This is a genomic window from Paenibacillus sp. FSL H7-0735, assembly GCF_038008505.1.
Taxonomy (GTDB): domain Bacteria; phylum Bacillota; class Bacilli; order Paenibacillales; family Paenibacillaceae; genus Paenibacillus_AQ; species Paenibacillus_AQ odorifer.
Genome location: NZ_JBBOZH010000001.1, coordinates 627,176 through 650,951, shown reverse-complemented (window position 1 = coordinate 650,951; position 23,776 = coordinate 627,176). Strand labels below are relative to the sequence as shown.

Genomic DNA, 23,776 nt, shown 5'->3' with positions numbered 1-23,776 from the left:
GAGGCCTTCTTAGATCTTGTATGCTTTCATTGCTTTTCTGATTTCTTTAATACTTGGGCGTTTGCCGTACATCAGTACGCCGGTACGATAGATCTTGGCTGCCAGCCATCCGAAGATGAAGGTAGTCACAAGCAGGATCAGCAGCGATACAATGACTTGCCAGATCGCCACCTCACCGACACCAATTCGGAGCAGCATCGTCAATGGTGAAGTGAAAGGTACATAACTCGCTATCTTAACCACTAGAGTATCTGCATTGGAGATACTGAACAGTGGAACATAGAACGCTACGAAGCCTAACATCATGATTGGCATTACCGCCTGACCGAGATCCTCCGTACGGCTGACAATCGAACCTACAGCCGCATACATCAAGGCATAGAGGAAGTAACCTAATACGTACAAGACAAATCCATAGAGCAGCAAGTTAATATTGAGCTGGCCTAAATCGAGATCAAAATCAGCCAATACAGTCGCATTATGCGGGAGCGTCAAATTGACGACGATCGCTGCGACAAAGATCCCAATTTGCAATATTCCTACTAGGAAAACACCGATAACTTTACCGAACATTTGCGCTAAAGGTGAGGCACTTGTAATGAGAATCTCCATAATCCGCGAGCTTTTCTCAGAGGTTATCTCAGCGGCAATCATGTTGCCTGTCATCATAATGGACATAAAGAACAACATAAGCATGGCATATACGATAATGTAGTTAATGGCCGGAGTGTCCTCCTGAGAGCTTTCACTGCCACCGCCTGCCTTAAGCTGTTGTGTAGTAATCTGCACTGGTGTTGACATTGCAGCAATCTGTTCAGAGGTCAGCTTGTCGCCAACGATGAATTGTGTGTTTGCTTGCTGAAGTGCATTTTGAAGATAAACTTGAACATCTCCGTTTAGTTCTCCATCATTACTGTGATAAGTAACGGGTGGAAGCCCTTCACCAGTAGGTTCTGCAAAAGTAACATAACCTTCTACTGTCTCTTCATCTAATGCTTTCTTTAACTCGGCATCATCCGCAGAAGCATATTGTACTATCTTAGCCTGTGGCATGCCCTCTGGCGCAGTATAAGCCTTCAACAATTCTGCAACCTGATTTCCCTCTTCAGCAATCACAGCAATTTGAGTAACTTCACTTTTGGCCGAATCACCCTTAAACTGATCGATGATATAGGGAAGATTCATCCCTATGCTGAGCAATAATACTAGAATCAAAGTAGTAATCATAAATGATTTCGTTCTAACTTTATTTTTAAAGGTAAAGCCGATAATTGTCCCCATCTTATTCATTAGATTCACCCACCGCTCTGATAAAGATTTGGTTTAACGTAGGTTCCTTGATTTCAAAATGCTCCACTTCACCCTGTGCTATCGCCTGCTGTAAAATACGCTGTGCTGCACCGATCTCACTGATCGATAACAGATACCCACGCTCCAGCCGTTTCACTGCTGTAACGCCTGCGATGGACTCCAGACCTTTTACCTCATTAGCTGTACGCAGCAATACTTCTTCCCGCGGGTAGCCATTCTTAATCGTGCGGATATCCCCTTGAACGACCGTATTGGAACGATCGAGAATCGTAATGTTACGGCACAGCTCTTCTACATGCTCCATCCGGTGCGTAGAGAAAAGGATACTTGTTCCCGAATCACGCAATTCTTTGACCGTATCTTTCAGCAGCTCCACGTTTACTGGGTCCAGCCCGCTGAAAGCTTCATCTAGAATCAGAATCTGCGGTTTATGAACGACAGCGGCGATAAAGCCCATTTTTTGCTGATTTCCTTTGGAAAGCTCTTCTATCTTTTTATTGTAATAATCCGGAACCTCAAATCGATCCAGCCAATAGCGCAAGCTCTTATCTGCATCACTAGCTGACATCCCACGCAGGCGGGCTAAGTAAACGATTTGATCGCTGATCTTCACCTTAGGATATAGCCCGCGTTCTTCGGGCAGATAACCCATAAGTTGCTGCAGTTCACTGTTGAAAGGCTTCCCGTTATACAAAATTTTGCCCTCATCAGGGTAGATTAGGCCGAGTACCATACGCATCGTGGTTGTTTTTCCCGCGCCGTTCGCCCCCAGTAATCCGTAAATTTCCCCTTTACCTACAGTTAGGTTAATTCCGTTTACTGCGGTTTTTTCTCCATATTGCTTAACTACACTTTCCAGCTTTAAGGCTTCCATTTCTCTAGTCCCCTCTCTTGTGGTCAATTAGAATAGGACGATGACCCTGTGTCCATAAACTTAATATTTCGTCCAGTTCCAAACTGCGGCTCTTGATAACCTTTACGCCCAAGTTATGAATGCGTTTCTCGTTTTCAGAAAATTGTTCTATGATAAAAGAAGCTACACCCGGTGTATCCATTGTAAAGTGCAAGCCTCCTGGCAACTCAGCCGATAACTCCGCAAGCTCCTCTTCATCCGCAGCATTCACCCAAACCTCGGTCCAAGCACCGAACAGACTGTCTTTTTCAGCCATGCCCAGCAGTTCTCCCCGATGCATAAGGACGATATAATCCGCCAGCCGCCGCACCTCATCCACAATGTGTGTGGAGATGATGATCGTTGCGTTGTTCTCATCCATATATTTACGAAGTGTCTCGATCATAATCTTCCAGGCAAAAGGATCAAGACCTGATGAAGGTTCATCCAATAGCAGCAGACTTGGCCGCGCCGCAAGTGCTGCAGCAATTTCGAATTTCCGACGCTCCCCTTTAGACATCTTCGAAAGTCTCATATGATACGGAACCTCCAAGCGATCCATCAGCTCCTGAAAATATTGATCGTCCCAATTTGGATACCAATACTTCCGAAATCGAGCTGCCTCCTCTGCATTCCAGTGGTTCTCCTCAGTAATTGACGTTTCAGGAACATAGGCAATGGTCTGGCGAAGCTCCAGAGACAACCCGCTATCATACCTGTTCTCAAACCAATATATCTCGCCTTCCTCTGGATTAGTCAGCTGCATCAGCAGATTCAGCAGTGTGCTTTTGCCGGAACCATTCTGACCTACCAAAGCTGTAATATATCCTTTAGGCATATTCAGGGTCAGCGGCCCTATCGTCTTGTTTCGCCGCCGTTTAAGTACATTCCGCAATTCTATAGCCATCTGTACCATATGAGTAAGCGCCCCCCTCTCAATCCTTTTCTCTATACTTGCGTTCTACAATCTCCATAAAAATCTGTTCAAGTTCATCCTTGCTGCAATGTACCGATCGGCCGATATCCACTGCACTTTCAAGTGCTTTGCCAACCGTTTCCCGTTTATATTCTTCCATTGCTCCGTCACCTACATGGGATACAAAGGTACCTGTTCCTTGTCGCGTTCGCAGCAAACCTTCGTTCTCCAGATCCTGATATACCCGCCGCACGGTAATTACACTGCATTTCAGATCTCCTGCGAACTCACGAATTGAGGGCAGCAGCGTACCTTCTGTAATGACTCCGCTAATGATTAATGATCTAAGCTGAGTCTCTATTTGATGATAGAGGGGCTCTGCACTATTTTCGTTGATTTGTACCGGTATCCACATTATTTACACCTCGCCTTCCACTCTAGCGTGCTAGAGCGCAGTCCTTGCCATTTCCGATTTTTTATACGAGATTGCGACTTTTCAGCCGATGTATAGTCCATTTAGAGAATAATTGCACAGATATTGTCCCCAGCAGAAGTGACCCCCACATGATCGGAGATAACAACCCCCACTCCTTGGAATAGGAGATACTGTATAAGAACAAACTGCCTCCGCCCAGTGTAACTAGGAACGATGTTGCCCACGATAAAACTACGATAAGCAATGTTAGCCATAGATAAGCTTTGCCGCTAAAAAGATATTCAATAAAAATATATAGACCCGAGACCATGAATCCGAAGCCGAGCCAAGTAATCGCAAAAGCTATATACGAAGGAACCGCCAGTTCTGTCCGGAAATTCTCTCCTAACAAGTAAATAATACCGAAGAATAACGTACCATTTAGTGTAAAGGAGCCCACACCCTGAAGTTTCCTCCGCGATAATATTACTGCAGCTGGAATCGGTAAAGTCCGTAAGTAAACCAACATTTTTGTGTAAGAGTCTTCACTCCAATATTTCATGGAGCGGCGAGAGAATGTTAATCCCAATAAGGGGATAAAGGAGAGAAATAAGAAATCCGCTAGCATCGTCCGATCCTGCTCACCTAGTACATCATTTGCTATCAGGCTAGTCAGTCCACCAAGATAACTCATAAAAACAACTGTTATTACGAGGGTCCCTAATATTTTTAATTTGTCTCCGCGAAAATCAGAGCGCAACATAAACCATGAATCTTTTAATGTTCTCATTAATGCTAACCTCGCTTTACAATGTCTTCAGCGTCTAGCAGAAGCAGGTGTTCATATCCCTGTGCTTACTGTATATATCTATATACACAGTATATGACCTTGGTTTTTTATTGTCAATCCTGTAACTGGAAATTATTCAAAAGAAATAGGAGGTTTGGGCAACCTCATACTTCAAGTTTATGGAGATACTCTCAGACGTTAGGTACCGCTTATTTATTGAGATTAACTACAATGAGGGGGAATTGAGGCAGAATGCTACGGGGCGAATGTAACTGGGATAATTGAGTTTATTAGATAATTCATTCAGTGGAATGAATTAGTAAGAGCTCACTCTCTGCTTCTATGCAACGTGTTGGTGTGATGTGCGTTGAGAGAGGCGGGTGGCGGAGCAGATACTGGTTCGGGTTAGGGTGCTAGTGCGGCTGTGGTGCTGATTCGGGGGTATGATGCGTGTGCGGCGAATGGTGCAGTTCCGATTGTGTGATGCGGGTATGGCGGATGGTGCGGTTTGGGTGCGGGATACCGTTTCGGCTGCTAGTGCAGTTTCAGGTGTGGGATATGGGCGACTGCCGGACGGAATAGAAACATTAGGGAAAAACTCCCTAAAATCAGCCAAATAGAGCTTAGATTACGAGCTTTTAGGGAATTCCTCCCTAAAAATTCAGCTATTACTCTGTTATTGGGTTAATTCCATTCAATTTTAGGGAGGATTTCCCTAATTATGGCCTTTTTTAGCTAATTTCGTTCATTTTCAGGGAGGTTTTCCCTGATTGCGTCTTTTTCGAGCTAGCTTCGTTCAATTTCAGGACAGATCCCCGAAACTCCACAAATGAAAATAAGCCCATTACCCGCAATCCCTACTCAGGAACAGACAGATATATAGGCTTATTTCATAACTATTTACGGTTCTACTCTCTAATACTCTTCATTCGCTCAACGCACTAAACTCTGTGCTCTATTCAAGCACTTATTTTACGCACCCAAAATAACTTCCCACACCGGCTTGGTGTGTCCACCTGGATACAAAACATACAACAGCACGTACACCATAACGCCTGTAATCGCTGTGATAAACCAAATTATCGATGTCACTCTGCCCCACTTACGGTGCTTGGAATACTTCGCCTTGAAACCAAGAGTTAACGTAGTAAGTCCGAATACCGCAGCTACGGTTGCCAGGACGATATGGAAGATCAGAAACACTTGATAAATCGTCTTCAGTTCATCCGGACCGCCCCATGAGGTATTCCCCACAAACAACGTTCTCGATACGTAAACAATAAAAAACAGCAGCGCAGCGATAGCGGCAGCAATCATCGTTTTCTTATGCGCCTCGCGTTTGCCCTTGATAATGAGCCACCAACCTATAGCCACCAGCACCGCGCTGAGCACGATGAATGACGTACTAATAGTCGGGAACACTGTGAAAATATCCATGATTCTCCCCCTCGGCAGTCTACCAGTTATGCACGGTTCAAGTTGCTCTCCTGAAGTGTTGAGGATGGCGTCGACAATTCATCGTCGTCTTGTCCGTTCTCTTTTTTATACCAATGATAGAACACATAAGCAAGCATAGAGGCAAAAATAAATTCCTGAATGAACTTCATCGCGATGCCTCCCACCTGTTGATCCACCTTCGGCGACATCACTTCAAAGAATGCAGGACCTCCAAAATTCTGAAGTAAAACAGTGGGGTCACCCGAGATACAATAGCCCATAGCACGCGCCCAAGTCTCTGGATCACTGTAAGTGGCGTAGAGCGGATGATCGGCAAATATAATCAGCCCGCAAGCTGGCGTCAGCAATACCATGTTCAGAAAAATAAACCCAATCTTCCCAAGCCCACTAGCCATACGATGTTCCGGCAGCGGATTAATCAGCGTCCACCACATTAAAGCAGAGGTCAGGAACAAAATAATGTAATAAATACGATGAACAGTAAAATGCAACATCACATAATCATGAATAACAGGAATATGGTACAAGGAAAAAAGTCCGTTAAACAATAGGGCAGCGACCACTGGATGAGCTAAAAAAGATAACCGCCGAAGCGGATTCACCTTTAGTATCCTGCGCCAGATAAAATCTGGAATTCCAAGCATAATCAGCGGCACCGCTACCAGATAAGACAAGGCCATACTGACCATGTGGAAGGAAAACATCATATGCCCTAAAAGGCTAATGGGTCCTCCTTGTGCCAGATAAAGGGCAAGCATCCCACAGACAAATAACGCTCTACGCCAAAATGGCACCGTAACTGAATCGGCATAACGCCCAGCAATCGGACCAATCCACACAAAATAACCTGCTGTCAGCAGCAGCATTACCGCTAGAAAAAGCGGACTCCATAGTTCAGCAAAGCTAAAGTATTCTAATCCCAGCATAATCCCAACCTCCTAGCGCAGGAATTCTTATATCTAAACATCAAAAAGAGGGGGCATCGCAGCCCACCTCTTTCATTATTGTCCGTTAGTTCCACCAAACCCAATACAGCGACATAACAATACAGGTCCCAGCGATAAAGAAGCCGCCCAGCATGAAGAGAATCGGCAGAAGATGCCCTTTATCTTTTAGGTGCATCCAGAAGCCCATCTGTACAATCACCTGAAGAACAGCCATTACCAGCAGCAAAATAATCGCAAAGGTTGCATTTACTCCCCCAGCCGCAACAGCGGCGAAAGCAATCAATGTTAAGACAATGGAGAAAATAAAGACAACAATATGTTTCTGTGGTCCTTCATGCCGATGACGTTGCTTATACCCGCCGCTATCTGGCATATGCTGATCCGTCGTCATAGTGCCTAGCCCACCTTTCCGAGTAGGTATACAACCGTAAAGATGAAGACCCATACCACATCGATAAAATGCCAGTACATGGCTGACACATACACTTTTGGTGCAGTAATTACCGTTAACCCCTTGCGGGCGAGCTGCCCGATCAAGATGGAGATCCAAGCGATCCCGAAGGCTACGTGCGCACCATGAAATCCTACCAGTGTGTAGAATGCCGAGCTGAATGCACTTGTGGTCATTCCGAATTCTTCGTGTCTTACATATTGAGTAAACTCATAGATCTCCAAAACCAGGAAACCTAAACCTAAGACTACAGTCACTAAAAGCCAATTTCGTAGCAGAGCCGGCCGATTTCTGTGCATCGCTTGAATAGCGAATACACTTGTCAGACTGCTAACCAGCAGGATGAATGTTGCAGCGGCTACTAGCGGCAGGTGAAACAGCTCATTCGCCGAAGGCCCCTCATTCGTCTGATTACGCAGTGCGAGGAAAGTAGCGAACAACGTGCCGAACAATACCGCTTCGCCGCCTAGAAACAACCAAAAGGCAAGAACCTTGTTGCGTCCTTCGAGCGTAGCTTTTTCCGGCTCGTGCGGAAAGGTATCCTTAGAAGCTTCTGCATGTGCCGTTGTCATGTCCGCTCACTTCCTTCCAGCTCTTCAGGTTCAATATGCCATCCGTGATCATCATACAGCGAACGCATCAGCATGGATCCAAATGTAATAATAAGACCGATGGCTGTAACGATATAATTATTAAACAGGAAGCTCATAAAAGCATTGCCGAATTCATCACGGCTAAACATAAAGCCAAGCCCAGCGATAAAAATTCCGATAGACATCGTAAACGGTAAAATCGTTGCCGACGGCATATGAATTGAGCCCACCGGCTCTGCTGGTGTCATGCCTTTATTCCCTGCTACTTTTTCTTTCCAGAAGGCATCAATCCCCCGAATAAGAGGTGTTTGCTTGAAGTTATATTCTGGCGGCGGTGAAGGAATGGTCCATTCCAATGTACGTCCATCCTCCCACGGATCATTGCTTGCATCCGCTGGTTTTCTGGAAGTCAGGAAGATGTTCACCAAGAAAATAATCATACCGACACCCATAAGTCCTGCACCGATGGTACTGACTAGATTCAGGAAATCAAATTGCTGATTAGGTAAATAAGTAAATACGCGGCGCTGCATCCCCATAAGCCCAAGGAAATGCTGTACAAAGAAGGTCAGATGGAATCCGATGATAAACGTCCAGAAAGTCCACTTGCCCAGCTTCTCACTCAGCATCCGTCCGAACATCTTCGGCCACCAGTAGTGCAGACCTGCGAACAGGCCAAGCACCAAGCCACCAACAATAACATAGTGGAAATGCGCTACGACAAAATACGTATCATGGAACTGAAAGTCAGCAGGTGCGGACGCCAGCATCACTCCAGTTACTCCCCCCATAGTGAAGGTAGGAATAAATCCAACAGCGAACAGGTTAGGGGTTGTGAAACGTACTTGCCCGCCCCACATCGTGAACAACCAGTTAAAAATTTTAATCCCGGTAGGAACCGCAATTAACATCGTTGATACGGAGAACAACGCGTTAGCTACAGGTCCAAGTCCAGTTGTGAACATGTGGTGAGCCCAGACCATGAAGCCTAAAAAGGCGATCAAGATGGTTGCAAACACCATGGAGCTATATCCGAACAGTCTTTTACGCGAAAAGGTTGGGATGACCTCGGAAATAATCCCGAAGGCAGGCAGAATGAGAATGTAAACTTCCGGATGACCAAATATCCAGAAGATATGCTGCCATAGCACTGGACTTCCTCCGGCTCCAACTTCGAAGAAATTGGCTCCGAGAATCCGGTCGAATGTCAACAGTACTAAACCTACTGTTATTGCTGGAAAAGCAAACAAAATAATGGCGGAAGTGATAAATGTGGTCCAGGCGAACATCGGCATCCGCATATAGGTCATTCCCGGTGCACGCATCGTAATGATCGTGGCTAGAAAGTTAATCCCCCCGATGAGGGTCCCTAATCCGGCAATTTGTAAGCCGATCGTATAGAAGTCTACACCGTGTGTAGTGCTGTATGTACTCGTAGATAGTGGGGTGTAGGCGGTCCACCCGGCGTCAGGAGCGCCACCCATAACCCAGCTAAGATTCAGTAGAATCCCGCCGAACAGGAAGGTCCAGAAACCAAGTGCATTTAGAAAAGGAAAGGCTACGTCACGTGCACCGATCTGTAGCGGAATGACGGCATTCATGAGTGCGAAGATGACTGGCATGACGCCGAGGAAGATCATCGTCGTACCATGCATGGTTATGAGTTCATTAAACGTTTGTGCATCCAAAAAGTTATTCATCGGCTTGATGAGCTGCCAGCGAATCAGAAGCGCTTCAATTCCCCCGATGCCAAAAAATAATCCTCCGGCCCATAGGTACAAAATCGCGATTTTTTTGTGATCGACGGTTGTTAGCCAATCCATAAGTCCTGTATGGCGCTTCACACTGTGGCCGTGCCCCAGAGGCTTGGATGAATTCAAGGTATGCGCTGCTTGAGCCAAAGTTCGTCCCCCCTTTTCGAAAGTTCCGCCCGCCTTTAGGCTAAGGCATTAGTCCAGCTTATAGTTGGCCAGATACTCTGCAATGCCATCAATCTCAGCATCACTCAGGCCCAGATCTTTGGGGTTAGGCATCAGATTGCCTGGTTTTACGGATTGCGGGTCGTGCAGCCAGGTTTTGAGATTCTCTTCAATCGGCGCACCATCTTCCCTTGTGTCGTCGTTGAGCAGAATTCCAGCAATCGACTCCCGAGAACCAATTCCGGTCAAGTTCGGCGCATTATTAATCCCTTGATCGCCTACAGCGTGGCAAGTCAGACATGCCGCTTTGAACTTCTCAGCTAAAGCAGGATCCTCCGGCAGCACAGCGACAGGCGTTTTCATCGAATCAATCCACTTCTGAAATTCCTGTTCACTAACTGATTTCACCTTAAATTCCATCAATCCATGAGAAGGCCCACATAGCTCCGCACATTTCCCACGGTAAACGCCTTCATTAGGCGCACTAAAGCTAAAGCGGTTAATCGTTCCAGCTGGGTTGGTATCGATTTTACCGGAAAGAGAAGGGACCCAGAAGGAGTGCAGCACATCTTTAGTTTCCAGTTCAAAGGCGATATCTTTGCCCACCGGAATAATCAGATCCTGTGCTGTAGTTACCTTATAATCGGTATACTCAAACTCCCACCAGTATTGGTGGCCGGTTACTTTAACCTTGATCGCATTCTTGTCATTGGAATGATCATCTCCAGCGGCAAACACTGCTTTCACCGTTGGCACGGCCAGTACTACAACAAGGATAAGCGGAATAACTGTCCAGAGAATCTCAAGTTTAATGCTGCCCTCAACCTGCTCAGGGATTTCATTCTGACCCGGTCTTCTGCGGAAGCGGATCAGTACATAAGCTGCAATCGTAAAGACAATCAGCAGCACCACGATCATAATGCTGATCGACAGCTCCATTAATCCGTAAGATCTGTCTGCTGCAGGTCCCTGTGGTCTGAGTACTGACAAGTCCTCACGACCGCACCCGGCAAGAAAGAGTCCAAACATAGCGGTCATGGGAAGGAGTCGCTTTACAGCCTGCCACGTTTTCATCATTGATCTACCCCGCTTTTCCCGATTTCGTAGATTCCTGTTTTTTTCTGTCAATTATAACAATCACTATTAATATAAGTTTAAGGGAAAGTTTTGTCAATCGTTCACAACTAGTTCACATTGTAATTTTCGACACAATAAACCCTTGTCCCATCTGGATTTGATGGCATTTTATGAAAACGCAAACAAATAAAAATAATAAAGAAAGCGCATACACTTTAAAATGTGTCTATTAATTCATTTGACTATTCTATGAGGAAGACTTTTCCTTATTCGTAAATGGGCATACAAAAAAAACCGATTCCAGCAACAAAAGTTGCTCGGGCACGGTTTATAAGAATCCTCGTGGATGTTATTACTCAAAATGATGTCTAAAGTTAAGCAAGTGACAAACGTATCTGTTAGCTAGGAGACGGATGAATTCATCCGTACCAACTCGTGTTCCACGACCATGGTCAGTTCCTCTTCATAGCCTCCTGTAATCCGATACTTTCGGACGTACTCCTTTACGAATTTCTTGGGATCTTTGGGCCGGAAAATGCGTGTCATTTCCCGTAGACTTTCCTTGACTTCGTTATGACCTTTACTTGCCATGATCAGTTCCCTCCCAAAACATTGAAAATGAATGCTCCGTTGTAGAGAATGCATGATGAAAAGTACGCCGTAACCTCGAATGCAAGTGAAGTATCCATTACACATACGTGGCTTGCACTATCCGTCAAAACGTGGAATCTAAAGCTATGTCTAGCCTTTGAAACACCGCCTTGCCGGTGAAGCAGGTTCGTCGTGATTTGGGCTGAGAGTAAGGACGCCTGATGAACGATAGCTCCTTGACACTTTTATTACCCGAAGAGCCACTTACTGAATCACTCCTTTCGGGCCTTATCGTTATATTGTATCATATTCCGGATTAACTTCCACCTTTCCTTGTAAAATGTACTATTTGGAAAATATTATTTTTTTACAACTCTCTTCGTAAGTCATATGTCTCCAAACTGGTTAAAATACAATAACCAATACAGCAAGTGAAACTGCATTTATCAACAAATGAGAAGGAGATCGTTATGGCCCAGCCTGTAATTCCCGTAATGACTACCGCAACGCCAGAGGACACAGCTACACGCCGGGAGGGTCTTGAACAAGCCCATCAAGCTATCCTAAAAGAATATCCCAAGATGCATAGCATACTTATTGTGCGCCATGGCAACCTTATCTTCGAACGTTATTATAACGACCATCATGCTGGAGCATTAAATGATCTCCGTTCTGCTACCAAAAGTTTTGTCAGTGTCCTTACGGGAATCGCTATCGACCGTGGCGAGATGCCTGATCTCCATATTTCTGTATCTGAGGTACTTCACAAGCATATTCCATACCTTCACTCCCCACATCTCTCAAAAATCACACTCCGTCATCTTCTTACCATGACTTCCGGCTTTAGCTGGATCACAGGGAAGAAGCTCGGTGAACCTCTCGTCCGGAACCTCCATCGCAGCCGCCGCTGGGGTTCCTTTGGCCTTAGCTTGAACATTATTCCAGAACATATCGGCCAGTTCCAATATCGAAGCATCGACTCACATCTAATCTCGATGATGATTAGTGAATCTACAGGTCTTGATGCATTTTCCTATGCAGCACAGCATTTATTTACTCCACTCCGAATGGCTAATACCGCTTGGTTACCTAGTCCCGAAGGACATAGCATGGGCCATATCGGCTTGCACTTAACCTCTCGGGATATGGCTAAATTCGGAATCTGCCTGCTGAATAATGGAGTGTTTGCAGAGCAGCAAATCATCCCAGAGCATTGGTTGCAGGATGCACTTACCGCTCAAACTAAGGGATATCCAGCGTTTGGTGATTACGGATATCAGTTTTGGATCGGTACGATGAGCGGGCAGCCCTACAAACTCGCCCACGGGCATGGCGGGCAGCAGATTCTGCTCTTCCCCAATCTGGATACTGTCGTGGTCTTTACAGCAGAGAGCAAGACAAACAACTGGAAGAACCCACGCAAGCTGCTTGAAAAGTATGTTCTCCCTTCAATGAGCTAAACATACTTTTTCCTGACAAGTCATAGGCTTGTAAGGAAGAAGGATTCGAACAATCAAGCCCCTTCTTCTCCAAGCAGAAGGAGAGTGAGCCTATTGTCCCCTTTTAAATCATCTACCGGATTGCCCGATAATATAGCGGGCGCGTTGTGTTACTTTTTCCCTTTTCTCGGCGGCGTCGTATTTCTCGCATTGGAGAAACGCAGCCGTTTTGTGCTGTTCCATTCACTGCAATCACTGATCACCTTCGGAGTGCTGATGATCCTCCACGTTCTAACCGGATTGGTCCCTTTCCTCGGTCCCTTGATGAGTGCCCTCGTCTCTCTCTGCAGCTTTGGATTGTGGCTATTAATGATCTACCATGCCTTAAGTGGCAGGTGGTACAAACTCCCTTGGGCAGGTGATATCGCAGAAAGTCAGATTCGCCATCTGTAATCCCCCAAAAAGCAGCCCCTTCTGATCGCTGAAAAGTATTCCCTTTTGCCCATCCACTCCTTACAATGTAGAAAGGGCATCAATGGAATTCTACAGGCTGGAGGAAATTATATGTATCTATTTATCATAAACCCGCGTTCCGGCGGGGGAGCAGGCGGCCGGACCTGGCATACTGTAGAGGCGCTCATGAAGGAGCGTTCGCTGCCTTTCATGTCCTTGTTTACGCACAGCGTAGAGGGTGCAGAAGCCCTTGTTTTAAATACACTAAAGCATCGCGAGGATTGGAAAGCTGTGATTGTAATCGGTGGTGACGGCACGCTCCATAGCATTTTGGGTGCACTTTGCGGTAAAGATATCCCCATGGGCGTAATTCCTGCCGGCTCCGGCAACGACACCGCCCGGGGGTTCGGCATCCCGCTTTCGATAGAAGCCGCGCTGGAGGCCGCCCTTAGTGAGCGGTATATCGAAGCAGACCTGCTTTCAGGAGCAAACGGACTGACCGTAACAGCCGTTGCCAACGGCTTTGATGCTCAGGTGGCCGAGAATGTGAATGCCAGCCGTTACAAACGGCTGTGCAATGCCATTGGAGCAGGCCAGCTGGCGTATATCATCGGCATATTGCATACGCTGATGACGTTCAAGCCCTGCCGGGTAAGCGTAGTCTGCGACGGCACGGAGCATGCCTTCGAGAAGGCATGGCTGGTCTCGATCTGCAACCTGCCCAGCTACGGCGGCGGGCTTTTGATCTGCCCGCAGGCAAAGGCCGATGACGGCCAGCTCGACGTCTGCGTCGTGCACGGGTGCAGCCGCGGGCAGCTGCTGCGGCTGTTCCCTACGGTACTGAAGGGCAAGCATGTGGCGTTGCCCTTCGTGTCTATGCTGCGCGGACGTAGCGTAGCCGTAGGCTTTGCCGAGGCCCGGCCTGCGATCGGCGACGGCGAGAGCCTGGGCAAAGGGCCGCTGGCCGTTCGCTGCGAGCCGGGGGCGCTGCGGGTGCTATCGCCGCTGGCGGCGGACAGCGTACAGCTGCCCGTCGACACTGCAGCGGCATGCGGCAGCAACGGGTAACCTGACCCGTGCATACCATACACACAAAAAACAGCAAGCGACTGGTTCGTAACCAGTTCGCTTGCTGTTTTGTATATCCTATAGCTTTTGACTGAGAATTCATTCCAAAAGACTCAAACAAGATGCTCTTCCTCGTCTTCCACGAAAGTGACTCTTCCGTCCTCCAGCGAAGCGATACGCACGAGTGATTCTACGCGATATCCCGCTTCCTGCAGCAGCCGATTCCCTGGCTGGAACGCTTTTTCGATCACAATGCCAATTCCAACCACACTTCCGCCCGCCTGCTCAACAATACGGGCAAGTCCGAAGGCGGCTTCACCATTCGCCAAGAAATCATCAACAATCAGCACCCGTTCTCCGGGAGCAATGAATTTCTTCGAAACGGTAATTTCATTCGTTTCTTTCTTCGTGAAGGAGTATACCTTCTCCACGTAAATGTCTTCTGTCAGCGTCAGCGATTTCTGCTTACGGGCAAAAATCAATGGAACCTCCAGCTCTAATGCTGTCATAATCCCCGGAGCGATTCCCGAGGATTCTATAGTCAGCACCTTCGTAATTTCTTCGCCAGCGAACCGGCGGATAAACTCACGGCCAACCTCGCGCATCAGGAAGGGGTCCATCTGATGATTCAGAAAAGAATCCACCTTGAGCACTCCTTGCCCGAGTACAATACCTTCTTTCAATACCTTTTGTCTCAACAGCTCCATAGTGCTCCTCCTTCTCCCATCATTAAATCCATTCTCCCCACATTACAGGCCTGTCGGCTTCTGAGGCAATAAATTTCCAACGATCGATTTTAAATTATGATCATCCTTGCTCTTTTCCTGACCGTTATCATAACCCGTAATTCGAATCTCCAAGAAATCTCCCGGATTTACCGGTTTAAAAATCAATTTCTCGCGGTCTTCCAGTCTCACGTTAAAATTCATATCCTTAAACATTTCGACCAGTTCTGCTTCTCCAGGAGATGCTCCCTTATCCAGAAACAATAGTCCACGCAATTTCTTAGGACCATCATTGTGCACCACTTCAAAATGAACGATACATTCCATGCTTCTCACCTCCCTATGATAATAACTACTGCGCCTGTTCTTCCCCATCATCGCCTTGATCATACATAACATATTTGCTATGAATTTTGCTGTAACGTTCTCCATAACGCTCTACTAATTCTGCGCCCATATCCTGCTCCAGCTCGAATAAGACCATTTCCTGTGTAAAATGATTCAACAGCAGCTCCACTAACACCGGGTGCTCTGTTACCACTGCTTGTGCGGATCCATCATCATAACGCATCCCCAGCATACACCAGCTCCGGTCGATCACAAATGAGAACTTCCGTCCATCCGCCCGCTGCGAATCTTTTCCGAATGACGGCCATACCGGGTAAGAGGCAGCAGCAGCATTGCCACCGTCAAAAGCCCATAAAAGCCTAACGCCACGCAGTTCGGCCTGTTCAAGTTCGCTCCGCAGAAGCGACGCTTCCTCGCGCCACATATCCACTACAATCTCCTGCTCTGCCATGTTAAGCTGGCGAATCAGCGCCCCCATTACATTGCGGTCGCCCTCTACATTATAAAAAGAAGGACTAACAGGCCCCCCGCGAGGCATCTCACTTTCCATATAAGCCAGCGAAGCTTGAACTCTTCCCGAGATCATCGTCGCCAGCTCCTCTGGATTGAGAACACTATACCGCGCAGGCTCTCCTTCACCACATCGTACATATCCCTGCTGTGTTAGGCGCTGAAGCGCCGCATACACATTTGATCTTGAAACTCCGAGCTGTTTGGCAACCTCATAGCCAGAAGCCTGACCTTTAGTCGCAAGCTCGACCATGATTTTGGACTCCATCTCCGTGAAGCCCAGATTGCGCAGATGCAGCAGCAGCTGTTCCATCTTGTTGTCCCCCTAAGCCCTAAGCTGACTGATATCTGTACTATATTTGCTCCGATCCACAACGCGGGCACCATAAGGAGCCCTTTGGCAATTCATTCCGACAGATTTGACACTTAATCATATCACGTACACCACTGTCCTGGGTGACTGCGGACTCCTCCTGATGTTCATTCGCATTCCAATCGCGGATGCGACGATCCAGCTCAAGCTGTCTTTGTCTTTCCCGTTCCAGCTGATCAGCATGTCTGCGATCCCGTTCAATGTCATGTTCGTTCGCCGCATATTCCTCCAATGGCAGCTCATCATCCTCTGAAGGCAGGATCTCAGAATACACCATACTTTGCGGATGGAGCTTCATTGCAATCTCCTTCTCTTCATCCGTTAGCTCATCTGCACCATAGTATTGATCCTCATCCTCTTCGTCCTCATCCACAGTTTTGACGAATACGGGCGGTGAAGGAATCTTTCTTGAAGTGGTTAGCTCCTCCAGCTTACTTCCACACTTTGGACAAAAGTTTGCATCGAGCGCCACAACATTGCCGCAAGAACATAACCGTTCATTTTTCAGTTCAGCAATCCTTGCGCGTTGGACTTCGATTTTTTCCTGAAGTTTGGAACAGGTCCGTGCCAGCTCTACCATTTTGCCTTCAGCTACCGACATATCCTTAGTGCGATACCCTTCATAAAAAAGCCTGCCCATTTTCGTGAATTCCACTTCCATCTCACGTTCAATATCGGAAATAAGCCCGTTCAGCTTGCCAATCTCAACAGAGCTTTGTGCTTTTTCAGTAACCCGGCTCGCACTATCTTTGATTCGTTTCATAAAACTCATTACAGTTCCTCCCTCTCCAGCGATACGTGATTCTATCATACCAAATGTATCGAACAGATTCATTAATGTGCTTTAATACGCGATTTAGCGGAGAATGTTCCTATAAATTCTTATTTTCACTGATTTCAGACGTTATTTTGCGTCAGGGGTTCTACATCGGTTAAAATAGAATTAATCACAAATAACGAAATTGGGAGAGTTTCAGTGGAAGAACATGACAGCACACAGCTTACGCTAAAACAGATGCAGGTACACGTTAAGGATCTGCAACATTGGCAGGATAACGAGGATTTCACAAATCTTATCAATGAGTTTAAGTCTCTGCCAGCACTCTATCGCCATGCACTAAATGATCTTGAGAATAAAATCGATGTGATCAAAACGGAATGGCAGGTCCGTGACGGCTTCAGTCCCATCGAACATGTTAAATGCCGAATTAAAGAACCCAAGAGCATCCTGCAAAAGATGGAGCGCAAAGGTTTCGAGTTCAACTTGGAAAATATGGAGCAGCACATTCACGATATTGCAGGTATGCGGATTGTATGTGCTTTTGTTAAAGATATTTACCGTCTGGTTGATCACCTCAGCACACGCGAAGACATTCGCGTATTGGAGATCAAAGATTATATAGCCCATCCCAAGCCGAATGGGTATCAAAGCCTGCATCTTATCGTCGCCATTCCGCTCGTCCTGCTGGAAGGAACACGCTGGGTCAAAGCAGAAATACAGCTGCGAACCCTAGCCATGGACTTCTGGGCAAGTATGGAACATATTCTGTATTATAAATTCGATAAACAGCTCCCTTCGCATGTTGCTGAGGAATTGAAGGATGCCGCACGCGCCGCCGATGAACTGGATCAAAAAATGTTGCGCCTGCGCCGTGAGATTCTGGAACTTGCAGAAGGGGAATCCCCTGCCGGCGGGCAGGTTTAAGCTTTCATATTTCTACATTTCTCAAAAATTAAGGGGATGTCTCATAAGCCATGACAATGGCTGCTGGGACACCCCCTTCTTTTTAATCGATTAGGCCGTTTGATCGATACCCTTCGCCGCCGAAGCAAGGTGTTATCGGACACAGCCGATCTTATTCACAGAATAATCCTCCATTTTGCATAATAACGGACCCCAAAGTCGCTATGGACATAAAAAACACCAGATTTGTGCCCTTTTATATGAAATAGCTGCACTGGAGTCCGAAAACATGCTGGATAGGCGGTAAATGTGTGAATAACGCCCCCTGGGTCCCTAAGCCTCAACGGCTAATCATTACATCCGGCATTCCGCTGTATTCAGCCTCAAGGCTTGCCAACCAAAGGCTTCCATGTAACGCCACCATCTGTAGTGGTCTGTAGAAATTCAGGACCCGCCAGCCAACCGTTTTTCGGCGTAACAAACTGAATATTCTCTGCCTTTGTGAATAGCTGCGAAGTAGCAATTATCCTCCAGCTTACACCCCCGTTGACAGTCGCCACCAGTTTACCACCCTCCTGCAAGGCCCAACCTTCCCGAGCGTTCAGCCATGTTGTTCTCACCGCCTCAGTACCGAGCAATTGAGGGCCCGGCTTCCATGTCCTACCTCCGTTATCACTTGTGTAAAACACCATACTTCGAATCCCATCGTCAACAATCTCCAGCGGCAGGATGCCTTTCATATTGTCTTTGCCTGAGAATTTAGGTGGATAACTATTACTGTAAGTAAATGCTGCCATAGCAGCCGGCTTCTTTAATTGTTCCGGCTTCCAGCTCTTCCCGCCATCCGAAGTTCTGAACGTTAAAATGTATTCTTGCCCATGGTTGCTGGAGGTGATCCAGCCATTCCGGGAATCCTGAAAGGTCATCCCTGTTGGATAGGCTTTAATACTCCCCGTTAGATTTCCGATTCGCTTCCAGCTGTTCCCGCCATCTGTCGTGCGATACAAGGATTTCTCCATCATCCCGAGACCAGGTTCTGAATCCAGCAGCACATACCCGTTATTCACATCGATAAAATGAATAAATCCGCCACTGTATCCTTGCTCCCAATCCTCCGTGACGGGAAGTTTTGTCTCCTTCCAGGTCTGGCCCTGATCAGAGGTATGATAGATCAGGACAGGTTGACCCATACCATGACTACTTATAATCCAGCCATTTGTGGCATTCAGGAAAAAGCTTGCTGCGGCAAAGATGCCTGTTTCTTGTGGAATAGGAACGATATTGCTGTCCGGATGGTACCAACTACTCCCTCCATCGTTCGTAGTCCATAATCCAGTCTCGTCTATTCCCCACCCATGCTTTATGTCATTCATGCTAAATTTAGCAGGATACCCCTGCAAAGAATTCATATCCGTCTTCAGCTCAGCGGTATTTGTCCCCATACTCGAATCTAAACCAAGCTTATCGTTTACCATGCAGGATTGCAGAAATAACCCGGCAATGATTATCGGGGCAAAAACGGCATATAGTCTCAAATGAAATCCTCCTTTTTCCATTTCCTTCTATTCTATAATCATAGACAGAGTTTAATAGTAAAAGGTTACAGAAGCTTTACACAAAGAAGCCGCCTCCTCAGATAGGATGCGACTTCTTTACACTCCACTGCTGTTTAATTACGCCTTACTTGCTCGACGGGCAGCAGCTTCTGCTACTCGATTCATAATCAAAGTTAGGCCTTCTAGCGCCTTAGGTGTCTGAGGGAGCAAAGCTCCCCAGTCTTCCGTTACCGCTGCTACTACCGGCGATGAAGGAAATGGCCTAGCCGTAATCTCATGGAACTGCGGTCCCGGCTGGTGAAGCGAACCTTCAGCAGCCGCTTCTGCAAGCCATTCTCCAGAGGAAATTGCGGGGCCCTTGCGCTCTAGCCGTGCTAATTCCGTTGCAAGCTCACTAACGGGGGCTGCCTCTGTCTCAGAATCATCGGCGGCTATATCACTTTCAGCCCAAAGGGCAAATATTCCATCCAGGAGTTCTCCCTTAGTAAATCCTCTCAGAGAAAGCGCCAGCAGCGGTTCTTCAGCAAGTCGTTCTTTTATAAGCTGCAGAGTCTCCGCCTGATCCTCTAACCCTTCACCCTCAAAGAGGGCCTGCTCCAGCTCTGTATCTGTAGGCAGAAGATCCAGTTCCGCCAGCCCACCCGTTAATCTCCCCTGCAACAATGCAAATACCTCATCCGGACTTAGCGCCAGACGCCGCAATATTTCTTTTCTACGGGCAGCATGCCATACTGGAACCTTCAGAGAGAGAGGTCGCTCCGGTCTTTGTCCCTGAGGAACAGCAGAAGTACCGACATTCCATTCACCCTTTGCCCGTGACCCTCCCGTCACTTTCCCGGGCGAAGTCGTCCATGCTGCTTTTACTAATCCAGGCACAACTTCCAGCCGCATCTCTAACAGTTCACTCATTGTTTGATCCCTCCGTATTGCTCATATCTTTCCTTACATCCAATCCTGATCCTGCAGTTCAATAAGCTCCTTCAGTTCATGATTAGACATCTCGGTCAACCATGTTTCACCAGAACCAACAACCTGCTCCGAAAGGCTTTTCTTCCGCTCAATTAATTCGTCAATACGTTCCTCCAGCGTTCCTTGGCAAATCAGCTTATGAACTTGAACATTCTTATCCTGTCCAATTCGGAAAGCCCGGTCTGTCGCCTGATTCTCCACTGCCGGATTCCACCAGCGATCGTAATGAATAACATGATTGGCCCGGGTTAAGTTCAAACCTACTCCGCCCGCTTTAAGAGATAACACGAAGAAGGATGGACCCTTGCCCTCTTGAAAATCATGCACCATCTCGTCACGCTCTCGTTTTGGAATCCCTCCGTGAAGGAACAATGGCGATGTACCATAACGCTTAGTAAGCTTGCTCACCAGCAGCTCACCCATCGCTACGTATTGCGTAAAGATCAACACAGATTCGCCAACTTCAGCAATACTGTCCAACACCTCGAACATAACCTCCATTTTACCGGAATGTTCATTACGCGGACTGCGACCTTCTTCTTTCCGGAATAGCTGAGGATGATCGCAAATCTGCTTCAGCTTCGTCAGAGAGGATAACACCAGTCCACGGCGAGCCATACCACTGCTCTCCCCGATCACGCCGAGCATTTCATCCACAACACCCTGATACAGGGCAGCTTGGGTCTCGGTCAGCGGGCAATAAGACTTCAACTCCAGCTTCTCCGGTAAATCCTTAGAAATATCCGGATCACTCTTCAGACGCCGCAACAGGAAGGGTGATACCAAGCGATGCAGCTCCCGCAGACGCTCCCCACCCTCCCCAGACACATAACGCTGCCGGAAGGAATGATAGGTTCCTAAATAGCCCGGGTTTAAAAAGTGGAAAATAGACCATAACTCGCCAAGTCTGTTCTCTACCGGAGTACCCGTCATAGCTATGCGATGCGGCGCTGATAACTTCATCACACTCTGCGCCTGCTTCGTACGGTGATTTTTAATATATTGAGCTTCATCCAGCACCACTGTTGACCACTGAACATTAGCTAAATCCTCGCTGTCACGCCCTGCCAAGTGATAGGTCGTCAGTACGATATCATGACTGGTTGCCAGTTCTAAGAAGCTATCTCCCCGAACACGGCGTCCACCATGATGTATGTGTACATTAAGCGAAGGAGCAAAGCGCTGCAGCTCCCGCTGCCAGTTGCCAAGAAGCGAAGTTGGGCAGAGAATCAGCACAGGCTCCTGCTTCTCTTCAGGGGGAGCACTTAACGCCCGGTCCAGCAGGCAGGTGATAACCTGCACCGTTTTACCTAGACCCATATCATCGGCGAGACATACCCCAAAACCCAGACCACTGAGCTCGGCCAGCCACTGATAACCCCGCTCTTGATAAGGTCTTAAAGTTCCATGCAGACCTTCAGGTACGGGACGCACCGGAAGATTACGTAATACATCTCCGCGCATAAGCGATGCCAACAGCCCGGATGTCTCCATCCCAGTGACGGACATTCCTTTCCAGAGCCGATCTTCACCATCCTCGGCTTCTAGGCGCATCCAATCCGCGGCAGTCATTTCTCCGTTTTCATGGCGTTTCATATATCTAAGAACCTGGCGGATTTCTTTAGGATCTATCTCGATCCATTCCCCGCGGAAACGTACAAAAGGTACGCCAGCCTCTACTAATGCGTTTAGTTCTTCCTCACTAATCGCACTTTCTCCAAGCGAGGCCTCAATACGGAACGAGATCAGCTCTTCCATACCCAGAGCCGCGGGCGCAGGACTATCGCCCCCGTTCACGCCTGGCTGCATTTTCATCTTCATGCCAATGCGGCGGCGTCCTTCACGGCTCCAGCGCGAAGGCATCTGCACCGTTATTCCCCGATCGCGCAGCTGCTGCACCGTCTCCTTCAAAAAGAAATAAAGACGTTCTGGTTCCAAATCTGCCCCCGTAGGCGCAGGCTTAGCAAGAGCGCGCTGGATATCCGGCGATATCTTCGCAGCCCGGCCCAGCGCTATAAGCAGCTGCTGCTGGATATTGCGATAGCGTTTCCCCCATAACGTAAACTCTCGTTCCTTACTGCTCCAGATCGATTTGGCGGGAAACCAGAATTCCCCTTCTTCCTTATTCTCCGCCCAGAAGGTTAACCGCCAGACTTCATTATTGTCTTCTGGCGGCTCCAGCCGTAGCCCAAGACCCAGCTGCCCGCTCCGCGCTTCCTCTGGCTCTGAATGTGGCACATCGCTACCAGCGGTCTCGTTCACAGTGACCAAAAGGTCCGTCACCTCTGCTGGAGTTCCTTGCACGGGTATATCTCGGCTTCCAGTGAGAAGGCTATTCCACCACAGTTCAGTTAAAGGAGAATAACCCCGGCGATAATTTGCTTTATAAGGGGTTAACTCACTTTCAATGCCCGCAATTACCTTTTTTATCTCAGCAGTCATTACAGCCTGCATAAAGGAGTAAAGCACATAAGCTCCAGCCTCATCGCGAGAGGATAGATCCCCTGCCTCTGCGATATGCGTTCCTAGTGCAAGAACAGGCATGGATGCTGCCAGCTGCAAAAAGATCTCTTTGTCCTCCTGCTTTCGGAAAGCTGGCGACCAGCAGACTGTCGCCGCCTGTTCTCCGCCGCGGCGACGTGAGCCCACGGGGCGTGGTGGCAAGGCTCCCGGCGTAATCCCGCCTGTACCCATCAGCTCCAGCGCAAAACGTGCCGCTGCTGCCCAGTAACGCAGTTCGCCGCCTGGCTCCACTCCCTGATCTCGGCATAACGTCTCATCCCATGCCAGAAGCAGTTGAAATGCATCGCTAGGAACCAAGGCGAGCCCTTCGAACGTTCGTCCGGGCAATCCGCGCCGGGCTGGCTTCCCCTCTACAGGGGGAGCCGGATATTTCACTTCTGCCAGACGCAGAGCAGCAGTTGCAAAAGGACGCACTCCTCCCTGTAGCTCCATCCGCTTCACTACGCGAGTCCAAGCGTCAACCTTCGGCTCCGAAGTTTCGCCAGAGAAGCAAAATAAAACGTCCCCTAACCATATTGCATACAGATGCTTAGTCATCGGTGATCTCCTGTCTTTTAAGCAAGCAAAAAAAGAACCAGCCCCCCACCATCAGGAAGGGTAACTGCAACCTTTTCCGCGAGAAATAAATTTTGAAGCTATACAAGTAGAAGCCGCCTCTTCCTCTTTTAGAGAGGGGATGCGCTCCTGCGGTAAATATAAGGATAAAGAACTAGGACAAAACTTATATTTTCTTGAATCTTCATCTCTTCATCTTATACGAAAAAGCGC

At 47.7% G+C, this 23,776-nt stretch carries 24 protein-coding genes; 5 read left to right on the top strand and 19 right to left on the bottom strand.

Annotation, left to right across the window (positions count from 1 at the left end; genetic code table 11):
• Positions 1-9 precede the first annotated feature (9 nt).
• From NSS82_RS02920 to NSS82_RS02900, 5 genes are all read right to left on the bottom strand, one after another.
• Positions 10-1,290 carry an ABC transporter permease gene (locus tag NSS82_RS02920; RefSeq protein ID WP_076141852.1) on the bottom strand — a complete coding sequence of 427 codons (1,281 nt, stop codon included), beginning with the start codon at positions 1,288-1,290 and terminating at the stop codon, positions 10-12.
• Positions 1,283-2,185 (bottom strand): ABC transporter ATP-binding protein, encoded by a 903-nt coding sequence (locus tag NSS82_RS02915; protein ID WP_036676693.1) that lies wholly within the window; start codon positions 2,183-2,185, stop codon positions 1,283-1,285. The genes NSS82_RS02920 and NSS82_RS02915 overlap by 8 nt, the downstream gene beginning before the upstream one ends.
• Before the next feature lie 4 nt (positions 2,186-2,189).
• Positions 2,190-3,119, bottom strand: coding sequence for an ATP-binding cassette domain-containing protein (locus tag NSS82_RS02910; RefSeq protein WP_036676691.1), 930 nt, complete (start codon positions 3,117-3,119; stop codon positions 2,190-2,192).
• A 19-nt stretch (positions 3,120-3,138) separates the two neighbouring features.
• The gene (locus tag NSS82_RS02905; RefSeq protein WP_036676688.1) at positions 3,139-3,534 is read right to left on the bottom strand and encodes a GntR family transcriptional regulator; all 396 of its coding nucleotides are present in this window, start codon (positions 3,532-3,534) and stop codon (positions 3,139-3,141) included.
• Between the two features lie 61 nt (positions 3,535-3,595).
• Positions 3,596-4,324, bottom strand: coding sequence for a hypothetical protein (locus NSS82_RS02900; RefSeq protein WP_051490929.1), 729 nt, complete (start codon positions 4,322-4,324; stop codon positions 3,596-3,598).
• A gap of 443 nt (positions 4,325-4,767) precedes the next feature.
• On the opposite strand from NSS82_RS02900, the gene NSS82_RS02895 reads away from it, so the two are divergent.
• The gene (locus NSS82_RS02895) at positions 4,768-4,944 is read left to right on the top strand and encodes a hypothetical protein (RefSeq protein ID WP_218641945.1); all 177 of its coding nucleotides are present in this window, start codon (positions 4,768-4,770) and stop codon (positions 4,942-4,944) included.
• 352 nt (positions 4,945-5,296) lie between these two features.
• On the opposite strand, the gene NSS82_RS02890 is transcribed toward NSS82_RS02895, so the two are convergent.
• The 7 genes from NSS82_RS02890 to NSS82_RS02860 form a co-directional block, all read right to left on the bottom strand.
• Positions 5,297-5,761: a DUF420 domain-containing protein gene (locus NSS82_RS02890; protein ID WP_036682502.1), complete on the bottom strand. Its 465-nt coding sequence runs from the start codon at positions 5,759-5,761 to the stop codon at positions 5,297-5,299.
• Positions 5,762-5,787: 26 nt separating this feature from the next.
• Positions 5,788-6,708, bottom strand: a complete 921-nt coding sequence (ctaG, locus tag NSS82_RS02885) for a cytochrome c oxidase assembly factor CtaG (RefSeq protein WP_076101359.1) — start codon at positions 6,706-6,708, stop codon at positions 5,788-5,790.
• Between the two features lie 85 nt (positions 6,709-6,793).
• On the bottom strand, positions 6,794-7,120 hold the full coding sequence (locus tag NSS82_RS02880; protein WP_036682505.1) for a cytochrome C oxidase subunit IV family protein: 327 nt from the start codon (positions 7,118-7,120) through the stop codon (positions 6,794-6,796).
• 5 nt (positions 7,121-7,125) lie between these two features.
• Positions 7,126-7,752, bottom strand: coding sequence for a cytochrome (ubi)quinol oxidase subunit III (locus NSS82_RS02875; RefSeq protein WP_036682507.1), 627 nt, complete (start codon positions 7,750-7,752; stop codon positions 7,126-7,128).
• Positions 7,749-9,596, bottom strand: a complete 1,848-nt coding sequence (gene ctaD, locus NSS82_RS02870; RefSeq protein WP_051491246.1) for a cytochrome c oxidase subunit I — start codon at positions 9,594-9,596, stop codon at positions 7,749-7,751. The genes NSS82_RS02875 and ctaD overlap by 4 nt, the downstream gene beginning before the upstream one ends.
• A 126-nt stretch (positions 9,597-9,722) precedes the next feature.
• Entirely contained in the window at positions 9,723-10,769 is a 1,047-nt protein-coding gene (coxB, locus tag NSS82_RS02865) for a cytochrome c oxidase subunit II (RefSeq protein WP_038568530.1), read from the bottom strand.
• 402 nt (positions 10,770-11,171) lie between these two features.
• A complete protein-coding gene (locus NSS82_RS02860) occupies positions 11,172-11,360 on the bottom strand; it encodes a hypothetical protein (RefSeq protein ID WP_019913840.1) in 189 nt (62 codons plus the stop codon).
• Positions 11,361-11,791: 431 nt separating this feature from the next.
• On the opposite strand from NSS82_RS02860, the gene NSS82_RS02855 reads away from it, so the two are divergent.
• The 3 genes from NSS82_RS02855 (at position 11,792) to NSS82_RS02845 (ending at position 14,320) form a co-directional block, all read left to right on the top strand.
• Entirely contained in the window at positions 11,792-12,820 is a 1,029-nt protein-coding gene (locus NSS82_RS02855) for a serine hydrolase domain-containing protein (RefSeq protein WP_339815310.1), read from the top strand.
• A 93-nt stretch (positions 12,821-12,913) separates the two neighbouring features.
• Positions 12,914-13,252: a DUF4870 domain-containing protein gene (locus NSS82_RS02850; RefSeq protein WP_076103881.1), complete on the top strand. Its 339-nt coding sequence runs from the start codon at positions 12,914-12,916 to the stop codon at positions 13,250-13,252.
• A 111-nt stretch (positions 13,253-13,363) separates the two neighbouring features.
• A complete protein-coding gene (locus tag NSS82_RS02845; RefSeq protein ID WP_052096739.1) occupies positions 13,364-14,320 on the top strand; it encodes a diacylglycerol/lipid kinase family protein in 957 nt (318 codons plus the stop codon).
• A gap of 113 nt (positions 14,321-14,433) precedes the next feature.
• Here NSS82_RS02845 and NSS82_RS02840 read toward each other — a convergent pair whose 3' ends face one another.
• The 4 genes from NSS82_RS02840 to NSS82_RS02825 are packed head-to-tail and all read right to left on the bottom strand — an operon-like array spanning position 14,434 to position 17,048.
• On the bottom strand, positions 14,434-15,027 hold the full coding sequence (locus tag NSS82_RS02840; RefSeq protein ID WP_036682513.1) for a xanthine phosphoribosyltransferase: 594 nt from the start codon (positions 15,025-15,027) through the stop codon (positions 14,434-14,436).
• A gap of 42 nt (positions 15,028-15,069) precedes the next feature.
• Entirely contained in the window at positions 15,070-15,372 is a 303-nt protein-coding gene (locus tag NSS82_RS02835; protein ID WP_038568522.1) for a hypothetical protein, read from the bottom strand.
• Between the two features lie 25 nt (positions 15,373-15,397).
• Positions 15,398-16,216, bottom strand: coding sequence for a TrmB family transcriptional regulator (locus NSS82_RS02830; RefSeq protein WP_036682516.1), 819 nt, complete (start codon positions 16,214-16,216; stop codon positions 15,398-15,400).
• Positions 16,217-16,256: 40 nt separating this feature from the next.
• On the bottom strand, positions 16,257-17,048 hold the full coding sequence (locus tag NSS82_RS02825) for a zinc ribbon domain-containing protein (RefSeq protein ID WP_036682517.1): 792 nt from the start codon (positions 17,046-17,048) through the stop codon (positions 16,257-16,259).
• A gap of 243 nt (positions 17,049-17,291) precedes the next feature.
• Between NSS82_RS02825 and NSS82_RS02820 the strand changes: the two genes are divergently transcribed.
• Positions 17,292-17,981 carry a GTP pyrophosphokinase gene (locus NSS82_RS02820; protein WP_051491247.1) on the top strand — a complete coding sequence of 230 codons (690 nt, stop codon included), beginning with the start codon at positions 17,292-17,294 and terminating at the stop codon, positions 17,979-17,981.
• Positions 17,982-18,343: 362 nt separating this feature from the next.
• On the opposite strand, the gene NSS82_RS02815 is transcribed toward NSS82_RS02820, so the two are convergent.
• From NSS82_RS02815 to NSS82_RS02805, 3 genes are all read right to left on the bottom strand, one after another.
• Complete coding sequence (locus NSS82_RS02815) at positions 18,344-19,495, bottom strand: WD40/YVTN/BNR-like repeat-containing protein (protein ID WP_076101351.1); 1,152 nt, start codon at positions 19,493-19,495, stop codon at positions 18,344-18,346.
• 138 nt (positions 19,496-19,633) lie between these two features.
• A complete protein-coding gene (locus NSS82_RS02810; RefSeq protein WP_076223409.1) occupies positions 19,634-20,425 on the bottom strand; it encodes a hypothetical protein in 792 nt (263 codons plus the stop codon).
• 33 nt (positions 20,426-20,458) lie between these two features.
• Positions 20,459-23,545 (bottom strand): DEAD/DEAH box helicase, encoded by a 3,087-nt coding sequence (locus tag NSS82_RS02805; RefSeq protein WP_036682521.1) that lies wholly within the window; start codon positions 23,543-23,545, stop codon positions 20,459-20,461.
• Between the last annotated feature and the right edge of the window lie 231 nt (positions 23,546-23,776).

Coding starts and splice junctions, on each gene's coding strand:
- NSS82_RS02875 (WP_036682507.1), bottom strand. CDS start 7,752: ATGACAACGGCACATGCAGAAGCTTCTAAGGATACCTTTCCGCACGAG.
- NSS82_RS02860 (WP_019913840.1), bottom strand. CDS start 11,360: ATGGCAAGTAAAGGTCATAACGAAGTCAAGGAAAGTCTACGGGAAATG.
- coxB (WP_038568530.1), bottom strand. CDS start 10,769: ATGATGAAAACGTGGCAGGCTGTAAAGCGACTCCTTCCCATGACCGCT.
- NSS82_RS02910 (WP_036676691.1), bottom strand. CDS start 3,119: ATGGTACAGATGGCTATAGAATTGCGGAATGTACTTAAACGGCGGCGA.
- NSS82_RS02835 (WP_038568522.1), bottom strand. CDS start 15,372: ATGGAATGTATCGTTCATTTTGAAGTGGTGCACAATGATGGTCCTAAG.
- NSS82_RS02825 (WP_036682517.1), bottom strand. CDS start 17,048: ATGAGTTTTATGAAACGAATCAAAGATAGTGCGAGCCGGGTTACTGAA.
- NSS82_RS02830 (WP_036682516.1), bottom strand. CDS start 16,216: ATGGAACAGCTGCTGCTGCATCTGCGCAATCTGGGCTTCACGGAGATG.
- ctaG (WP_076101359.1), bottom strand. CDS start 6,708: ATGCTGGGATTAGAATACTTTAGCTTTGCTGAACTATGGAGTCCGCTT.
- NSS82_RS02820 (WP_051491247.1), top strand. CDS start 17,292: ATGCAGGTACACGTTAAGGATCTGCAACATTGGCAGGATAACGAGGAT.
- NSS82_RS02810 (WP_076223409.1), bottom strand. CDS start 20,425: ATGAGTGAACTGTTAGAGATGCGGCTGGAAGTTGTGCCTGGATTAGTA.
- NSS82_RS02895 (WP_218641945.1), top strand. CDS start 4,768: ATGATGCGTGTGCGGCGAATGGTGCAGTTCCGATTGTGTGATGCGGGT.
- NSS82_RS02890 (WP_036682502.1), bottom strand. CDS start 5,761: ATGGATATTTTCACAGTGTTCCCGACTATTAGTACGTCATTCATCGTG.
- NSS82_RS02805 (WP_036682521.1), bottom strand. CDS start 23,545: ATGACTAAGCATCTGTATGCAATATGGTTAGGGGACGTTTTATTTTGC.
- ctaD (WP_051491246.1), bottom strand. CDS start 9,596: ATGGATTGGCTAACAACCGTCGATCACAAAAAAATCGCGATTTTGTAC.
- NSS82_RS02880 (WP_036682505.1), bottom strand. CDS start 7,120: ATGACGACGGATCAGCATATGCCAGATAGCGGCGGGTATAAGCAACGT.
- NSS82_RS02920 (WP_076141852.1), bottom strand. CDS start 1,290: ATGAATAAGATGGGGACAATTATCGGCTTTACCTTTAAAAATAAAGTT.
- NSS82_RS02915 (WP_036676693.1), bottom strand. CDS start 2,185: ATGGAAGCCTTAAAGCTGGAAAGTGTAGTTAAGCAATATGGAGAAAAA.
- NSS82_RS02905 (WP_036676688.1), bottom strand. CDS start 3,534: ATGTGGATACCGGTACAAATCAACGAAAATAGTGCAGAGCCCCTCTAT.
- NSS82_RS02900 (WP_051490929.1), bottom strand. CDS start 4,324: ATGAGAACATTAAAAGATTCATGGTTTATGTTGCGCTCTGATTTTCGC.
- NSS82_RS02840 (WP_036682513.1), bottom strand. CDS start 15,027: ATGGAGCTGTTGAGACAAAAGGTATTGAAAGAAGGTATTGTACTCGGG.
- NSS82_RS02845 (WP_052096739.1), top strand. CDS start 13,364: ATGTATCTATTTATCATAAACCCGCGTTCCGGCGGGGGAGCAGGCGGC.